Source organism: uncultured Lactobacillus sp. (assembly GCF_947367085.1).
GTDB lineage: Bacteria > Bacillota > Bacilli > Lactobacillales > Lactobacillaceae > Lactobacillus.
This window is the reverse complement of record NZ_CANBCP010000066.1, coordinates 1-8540: the sequence shown is the minus strand read 5'-3', so window position 1 is coordinate 8540 and position 8540 is coordinate 1. Positions and strand designations below refer to the sequence as shown.

Sequence of the window (8540 nt, the reverse complement as noted above, 5' to 3'; positions counted from 1 at the left end):
CTTGTATACTCATTTATTTTATCTTTGTATTTTTCAAATTTATCCCTCAAAACAAATTCGGGAGCGCCAATTAAGTAAGTAAGGTCTTTAAACACTGCTCCAGAATATTTATTAACTGAAGTAAACGGAATAATTTGTTCGCTAGTTTCAGCATTTCCTGTAAAAAATGCTGCTAATGCTTTACTAGTTGCATTATCGGTAGGCATGCTTTGAGCCAAATTAGAGATTAGTGTAAATAAGTGATCTTTACTAATATTAACTGCAACATAATCTGTAACTGCCATTTTAGGTTCTGTGATTGTACCTGTTTTATCAACGCATAATACATTCACTCGCGCCAAGGTTTCAACAGATTTCATATCATGTAACATAACTTGATTTTTAGCTAGTCTCATTGCAGAAATCGCTAAGGCGATCGTAGTTAATAAATATAGCCCTTCTGGAATCATTCCAATAATCGCTGCTTCCATTGAAGTTACACTATCAGCGACTGAGCGATGATTAACATAATAAGCTAATGCAAACAAAGCTAATCCTAAAGGAATAATTATTATTCCGACCCACTTAATTAATTTGTTTAAAGAGCGGATCATTTCTGATTGTTCCTTTTGATTCATGGCTTTGGCCTTTAAAGTCAGTTTTGAAACATAGGAATCCTTACCTACTTTTGTCAATTTTGCGTAGGCTTTACCAGAAACAACAAAAGACCCAGACAATAAATCATCATCTTGCGTTTTCAAGATTTCATCTGCTTCTCCTGTTAGCAATGCTTCGTTTACTTTTACACTACCCTCAAGTAATGTAGCATCTGCAGGAATTTGATCACCGGTTTTTAAGACAATAATATCGCCTAAAACTAAGTTTTCAATTGGAATTTCTTGCTCTTTATTATTTCTAATAACAGTGATCTTAGTTGCATTAATCACGTTTAGCTTATCCAAAACTCGCTTTGCACGAAGTTCTTGAATGATACCAATAACAGTATTAGCAATAATAACTGGGAGAAATGTTAAATCCTTAAATTCCCCTACTAAGATTAATAAGATAGCAAGAACTAAGAAGATCAAGTTGAAATACGTAAAGGTATTTTCTTTGATAATTTGCCAATCGGTTCTAGCTTGATCATCAATCGCCTTATTTATATAACCTTGATTTTCTTGCTGCTTTACTTGTTGATCAGTTAGCCCTGAAAGTTGAGACATTGTGTTCACCTCAAATTTTTGTTAAATAAAATTATAACATGAACAACTCAATTTCACTTTTTTACTGCAAAATAAAAAAGGCAAAATTGCCTTTTTTCTAACCCGCATGGCGCCACTCTCGATCAGTAATGATTCTAGCAGCTATCAAACCTAACGGTAAACATAAAACGATCATTAGTGCTTTAGTAGCCCACAAAGCTCCAGCATTAATCGATACCAAACCTAAATTAAACATTGAACGATACATATAAAGTCCAGGTACCATAATTACAATTGAAGGTACGGTAATTGCAATTCTAGGATAACCAACTTTTTGTCTTACTAAAGATGCAAGTAAACCAGCTAATAAGGCTCCTAAAAATGCTGCAGCTGCAGGTGGAATTACCGTCCAATCTGCCAAACTCAAACGCAAAGTATTTGCAAAAGCTCCGATAATTCCAGCTAAAGCTGCCATTTTCAAACGAGAATTGAACATGATCGAGAAGCCAAATACTCCACAAAAACTAGCAATCAATCTTAATAAAGTTAAAATAATCGGACTTAGGTTTAATGGAAGAAAGTCTTGGGGATGCAAGTTTAAACCTAATGCAGTTACCCAACCGACAGCTGTAGCCACGACAATTATCATCACAGCGTAGGCCATTCGCTCTAAACCTGATCTCATATCTAATTTTGAAATATCAAGCCCTGAGGTAATAAATGGAAAACCAGGAATAACAAATAAACAAGCACCAATATATCCATCTAGATGGCGGATACTAATAGGATAAAATAATCTAAATAGATAAAAAACTCCTACATAAACACAACATGCGACTGCAACCGCTACAGTTATATTAGCTAAGATAGTGATGTGATGATCACCCATTTTTCTTCTAACATAATTACCTGCACAAGCTCCAAAAAAAGCGCAGATAACTTCAAAAATGCCACCACCAAGCAAAAAGATAAATCCGCTGCAAGCTAAACCCGCAGCTACTGCAACTTGCCATGGAGAATAGGCTGCTTTCATTTCAGTTATCTTTGTTAAACGATTATGAATTTGACCAATTGTCCAATTGCCTTGGTCTTTTTTAAATTCATTAACAAACTTCTCCATTAAATCTAACTTGGTTGTATTCACACCAGTTGTTGGCAAGCTCAATGCTTGAGTATAACTATGACCATCTTTATCAACACACGTATATTCCAGTGATACTAATCCTATATCAGCTGAACACGTCATATCTAAGCTACGAGCTATTGTGTTCATTGCGCTTCTAACTCGCCAGGCACCAGTACCATATGATAAAAGCATCATTCCGATATGTCCGACAATTACCGATCTTTCTGGCAAGGTTGCATCTTTAGCAGGAGTAACATTATCACTAGTAAAGAATTCTTGCCAACGGATTCTCATATGATGGTGGTGTGAAAGATTATGCTTTTTATGTAATTGATTGACTCGCTGATTTTTGTCTTGATTATTCATCTTGTATTCAGATCCCTATGTTATTGTGTTACTTAAAAATCATACCACAATAACATATCTACAAGACAAACTTCTTTAAAGCTTTGGCAATTCCATTATGATTATTATCATCAGTAACATAATCAGCTTTTTCTTTAATATCAGAAATCGCATTACCCATAGCCATTTTCCTAAAGTTAGGATTTTCAAACATAGAAAGATCATTACCTTGATCGCCAAAAACCATGACATCTGTCTGATCAATCTTTAATCTATCAGCTAGTTCCATTAAAGCATTACCTTTAGAAGCACCCTTTGTATTTAACTCAATACAAGTATCTAAGCTTTTAACAATATCATATTTATCAAAAGCCCAATATGGTAAAGTGTTCCATAGCTTTTCAACTTGATCATCGCCTTTTTGACAAGTAAAACCAACCTTATTAAATTTAAAGTCTTTAGGAATTTCTTCGCGATGTCTGACTTTTAACATATTATCAGTTAATGCTGCATTGATCTGCATTTGAACACTAAGATCATGATCGCATGTCCAAAAACACTCTGTAGTTTCAAAGTGCACATTAACATGAGCTAATCTTTGTAATCTAAGCATTGTATTGAAGTCTTGATAATTCATTTCTTGATTCATTAAGACTCCACCTGCTAAATTTTGTAGAACTGCTCCATTAAAGACTACGGCATATTGCTTTTCTCCACTCAAATCCAGTTGATTAGCAAATGGCATTACTCCGGATAGAGGTCTTCCTGAAGCTAATACAACTTTAATGCCTTGACTACTTGCTAGCTGCAAAGTTCTCGCAGTTTCAGGCAAAATGGTATTTGAGCTAGTTAACAAAGTTCCATCTAAATCTACTGCAATTAATTTTATTCCCATTCCTATCACCTCTCATTTATTTAAACATTATTATATAAAAAAATCCGGCCATTCAACAGGTCGGATCTAAGTTAAGCAATTTTCTCAATTAAAGTTCAATTCCATCCAAAACTTCTTTCATCTTTTGAGCAGAATAAGTCATCTTTTCTTTTTCTTCCTTTGATAAATGAAGTTCAATCACATCACTGATTCCGTTTGCAGTGATAACACTTGGTGTTCCCAAATATAGTCCAGTTACTCCATATTCTCCAGTTAATGGAGCTGATACAGGTAACACACGAGCTTTATTTTCAAAAATAGCCTTACAAATTTGTGTCAAGCACATTGCAACTCCATAGAAGGTTGCACCCTTGTTAGCAATAATGTTACCACCCTTTTTGCGAACTTCGGTTTCAATTTCTTTCAAAGTTTCATCGTTCAATTCACTATAAGAACGTAATGCCTTGTGGTTAATAATTGCCTCATCAAAGTTTTCAAATGAAGTATCCCCGTGTTCACCCAAAACATAAGCATCAACATTATCGATATTTGCACCGGTTCTCTTAGCAAGAGCTACTCTTAATCTAGCTGTATCTAATGAAGTTCCAGTCCCAATTACACGATTCTTTGGAAAACCAGATAATCTCTCAGTTAAGGTGGTTAAAATGTCTACTGGATTTGCGGAAACAACAAAAATTCCTTTAAAACCACTATTAACGATTGGTTCAACAATTGATTTTAAGATTTTAACATTAGCATTAACCAAATCAAGTCTAGTCATACCAGGCTTTCTAGCCATACCTGCAGTGATAACCGCAATGTCAGCATCTTTAGCATCGCTGTAGTCACCACTTTTCACTTTAACTGGTCCTACAAATGGTGCCAAATCTTCTAAGTCCATGGCATCACCGATTGTTAATTCTTTAGCAACGTCACAGATTACTAATTCATTTATTTTTACATTTTGCAATAAATCGTTGGCAAAAGTTGATCCAACACGTCCATCACCAACTAAGAAAACTTTTCTATTATTCATATTTTTATACTTCCTTTTGTTAACTTGTTAGTTATTACACAAACAAGTATACACAAATATCATTATAAATGAAAGCCTTTACAAGTATTTAACTATTTAATATTTTTAGCCATTTCAATTCCAGCTTGTCGACCAAAAATAACTGTTTCAGCAATAGAATTGCCGCCGATGCGGTTATTTCCATGAAGCCCACCAGATACTTCACCTGCAGCATACAATCCGTCAATTACATTACCATTGCCGTCCAAAACTCGTGTATCTGGTAAAACATGAATTCCACCCATTGTGTAATGAATTGCTGGGTGTATGTGAATTGCGTAATAAGGTGCATCACTCAGTGCTCGCTGCATTCCAGTAGTTCTGTGAAATTCTTTATCATCTTTATTTGTGACTGAATTATTCCACGTAGAAATAGTACTTGCCAAGTTTTGGTCGTTAACACCAATTTTTTCAGCTAATTCTGAAATAGTTTGTCCGCTTTCAACTAAGCCAATATGATCATAAAATTCAATTGCTTTAAAACGCTCACGTACTCCTTGATCAAAAATCAAATAAGCCCCATCTTCATGCAAATTAGTGATTGCATTTGAAACAACTTTGCGAGTACTTAGTTCATTTACGAAACGCTTACCCTCTTTATTGACTAGAATTGCTCCTTCACCACGTACACCTTCACCAATCAAAAAGACATGATCGCCATCAGTTTGAGCAGTAGGATGAACTTGAATGAAATCCATTTGCATCAATTGAGCATCTACATCTTCAGCTAATTTTAAACCATCGCCAGTAGCTCCTGGTTGATTGGAAGTTTTATAATCTTTTAGATCAGGACGGTATTTTTCAATTAGTTGTTTTGAAGCACCAAAACCTCCGCTAGCAAGTAAAATAGCTTTTGCATGAACCCGTTTTTGGCCATCTGGCGTTTGCAGTTCAATTGCATCAACTTTCCCGTTTGCGTTCTTAATTAATTTGGTAACTTTGCATTCATTGAAAACTGATATTTTTTCTTCACTAATTTTCTTTAAAAGCCCAGTTACTAAGAAATTACCTACTGGAGCCATCGAAGCTGGTCTGTGTGCTCTTTTTTTACTCATTCCACCAGTTATCGTTAAGTCAGTCAATTCAATTCCATGTTTGCTCAACCAATCAATAGCTAAAGCTGAGTGATCAACAAAAAATTGAAGCATCGGTCGGTCATTTAATAAACCTCCGCCTTTTAAAGTTTCATTATAAAAATCCTGCTTATTATCAATCACACCTTCATCAAGCTGGACAAAAGTTTCTGAAGCATTCATTCCTGATGAAGCTCGGTTGGTATTTCCACCTAACATCTTATTTTTCTCAAAAACCGCAACTTTAAGACCTAGTTCATGGGCTTGCAAGGCGGCAGTTAATCCAGTTCCGCCTGATCCAACAATTACTGCATCATAATTTTCTTCAATATCATCACAAGTATTGGGTGTAAAAGTAAATTTTGCCATAATATCCTTTCTCATTAATCATCAATAGGTTTAGTATTCATTGCATTAGTCATCGTGATCGGCTTCATCCATTCATCATATTGTTCGCTCGTAACTTTTCCACTTTCTAATGCAGCACGACGCAAAGTGGTCTTGTTCTTTGCAGCAGCTTGGGCAATTTTAGCTGCATCGTGATAACCAATATGAGGTGATAATGCCGTAACTGTCATTAGAGAATCCGAAACATCACGATTCATTCTTTCTTTGTTTACAGTCATTCCATGAATCATCTTATCAGCAAAGCTTGAAATCGTTCCTGACAAGACATCAGCTGATTCTAAAAATGCAGCAATCATGACTGGCTTAAAAACATTCATTTCAAAGTTACCTTGAGAAGCAGCCATCGTAATTGTGGTATCGTTCCCAAAAACTCTCAAACTTGCCATAGTAACTGCTTCAGCTTGTGTTGGGTTAACTTTACCTGGCATGATTGATGAACCTGGTTCGTTTGCCGGTAAGTTTAATTCACCTAATCCTGCTCTTGGACCAGAACCTAAAAATCTTATATCTTGAGCAATTTTAAACATATCAGCAGCCAGAGCCTTCAAAGCTCCGTGAACTACATTAAGACCTGAATGGTTTGCAAGACCGAAAAACTTATTGGTTTTCACTTTAAATTCGTGACCATATTTTCTAGATAAACGTTCAGAAATTTCTTCTGCCATACCTGGAGCGGCATTTAGACCAGTTCCAACAGCAGTTCCTCCAATTGGTAATTCATATAAAGTTTCTTCAAGCTCATTAATATAGGAAAGATCATGATTTAAGGCTGAAATATAGCCTGAAATCTCTTGCCCAAAAGTCAAAGGCACTGCATCTTGTAAGTGAGTTCTCCCAACTTTTACTGTTGTCCAATATTCATCTTGTTTAATCTTTAATTCTCTAATTAAGTGTTTAATAGACGGTTTTAAATCATCAAGAGCTTGTGTAGCAACTAAATTCATTGCAGTTGGGAAAGTATCGTTAGAAGATTGTCCCATATTTACATCATCATTTGGTAAAATATTCAATCCAGGATGATTTTTATTAGCTAAGTTAGCAACCACTTCGTTAACATTCATATTAGTTTGAGTACCGGATCCAGTTTGATAAATATGAAGAGGGAAAAACTGTTGCAAGTCACTATCGTTCATTTTTAACAAATCATGAATTGCATCAATAATTGCATGTCCTTTTTCTTGTGTTTGTTTGCCAGCATCCATATTTGCTTGCGCTGCAGCGCGTTTAATCTGAAGTAATGCACGAATAATACCTATTGGCATCAATGCTCCGGTATGAAAATTGTTTTTACTTCTTTGAGTTTGAGGTCCCCATAATGCATCTTCTGGAATTTCTACAGGACCTAATGTATCACTTTCGACACGATAACCTTTTTCTACCATAATTATAAATTCCTTCCTTAATTCACTATTTACAGTATACGCTACGTTTAGATGTAAGGGTATACATTATTTAATTTATATAAAGAAAAAGTCTTGTATTTTGGGTTAATACAAGGCTTCTTTATCTTCTATTCACATCATACAGATAATTACAGGTTGGGTAAACCATAATTATCAAAATTTTCTACCATTAATATAGGATATTATTTTTTAATTTTCTTAACTGCCAAGGTTGTTGCACTAGTTGCTAAAACAACCACTGAACCAGCAATGGCACTCTTTAATTCAACGTAATTCGTTTTTTTAGAATTTTTACTCTTCTTATCTGAACTCTTAATAGCCTTCTTTTCTTTTTTGTCCACTTGTTTTGAAGTGGTTTGTTGAACCAGTTTATTTGTAGTTTTGGCTACTTTGTTTTCTGATTTGGTATTTAAAGTTTGTTTTTTAACTGAAGATGGAGCTTGAGCAACTTTTAATTGAGTTACAGCTTTTCGTTGACTTGTCGCAGCTTGCTTATTTACAGCTGGAGCTTGTCTTTGCGCAGTCCTTAAAGTAGTTGTTGGTCGTTGTTGACTAGCTTGTTGAACTTTTAAAGTTTGACTTTGCTTTTGTGGAGCTTGAGGAGCATCTTGTGCTGGAGCAAGCTTAGGATAATCTGCTTGCTCGGATTCAGGAGCAGTTGGAGCATCTTCTGCAGCTCCTAACTTTGGATATTCTGCTTCTTGAGATGCAGCTGAATTATTAGTAGCTGCATGAACAGTATTTGAACCAAGTCCAATCATTGTACCTGCTGAAACCAAAACTAATAAACTTGCAACATCTTTTTGAATCTTCATTTTACTTACCTTCTATATTTAAATAATTGTTTTCTAAGTGCTTTCAACTTTCATTATCATGATACCGCGTTTTGTTCCTAAAAACAACACCCGTTATTTATGCTTCTATAATTCTTTACTTAAGAAAATGCCTTCAATTAGCTATTTTTTGATCTTTTTAAATAACAAAATGTTATTGTTTGGCTCTTTTATTCTTTGACATAGTTTTCATCGCGTAATTGTCCGACTTATATCAGCTTT

Annotated in this window: 7 protein-coding genes; all 7 read right to left on the bottom strand. The window is 35.0% G+C overall.

The window, feature by feature from the left end; genetic code table 11:
* Positions 1–1202 (bottom strand): HAD-IC family P-type ATPase (locus Q0Y70_RS08735; protein WP_297819903.1); only part of this gene is annotated, 1202 nt, incomplete at its 3' end.
* 97 nt (positions 1203–1299) lie between these two features.
* Positions 1300–2673, bottom strand: a complete 1374-nt coding sequence (locus Q0Y70_RS08730; RefSeq protein ID WP_297819900.1) for a threonine/serine exporter ThrE family protein — start codon at positions 2671–2673, stop codon at positions 1300–1302.
* Between the two features lie 58 nt (positions 2674–2731).
* Positions 2732–3547, bottom strand: coding sequence for a Cof-type HAD-IIB family hydrolase (locus Q0Y70_RS08725; protein WP_297819897.1), 816 nt, complete (start codon positions 3545–3547; stop codon positions 2732–2734).
* Between the two features lie 88 nt (positions 3548–3635).
* Positions 3636–4562: an L-lactate dehydrogenase gene (locus Q0Y70_RS08720; RefSeq protein WP_297819894.1), complete on the bottom strand. Its 927-nt coding sequence runs from the start codon at positions 4560–4562 to the stop codon at positions 3636–3638.
* 92 nt (positions 4563–4654) lie between these two features.
* Positions 4655–6043, bottom strand: a complete 1389-nt coding sequence (locus tag Q0Y70_RS08715) for a flavocytochrome c (RefSeq protein ID WP_297819891.1) — start codon at positions 6041–6043, stop codon at positions 4655–4657.
* A 14-nt stretch (positions 6044–6057) separates the two neighbouring features.
* Positions 6058–7464, bottom strand: coding sequence for a class II fumarate hydratase (locus Q0Y70_RS08710; protein ID WP_297819888.1), 1407 nt, complete (start codon positions 7462–7464; stop codon positions 6058–6060).
* 203 nt (positions 7465–7667) lie between these two features.
* Complete coding sequence (locus tag Q0Y70_RS08705; protein WP_297819885.1) at positions 7668–8300, bottom strand: hypothetical protein; 633 nt, start codon at positions 8298–8300, stop codon at positions 7668–7670.
* Between the last annotated feature and the right edge of the window lie 240 nt (positions 8301–8540).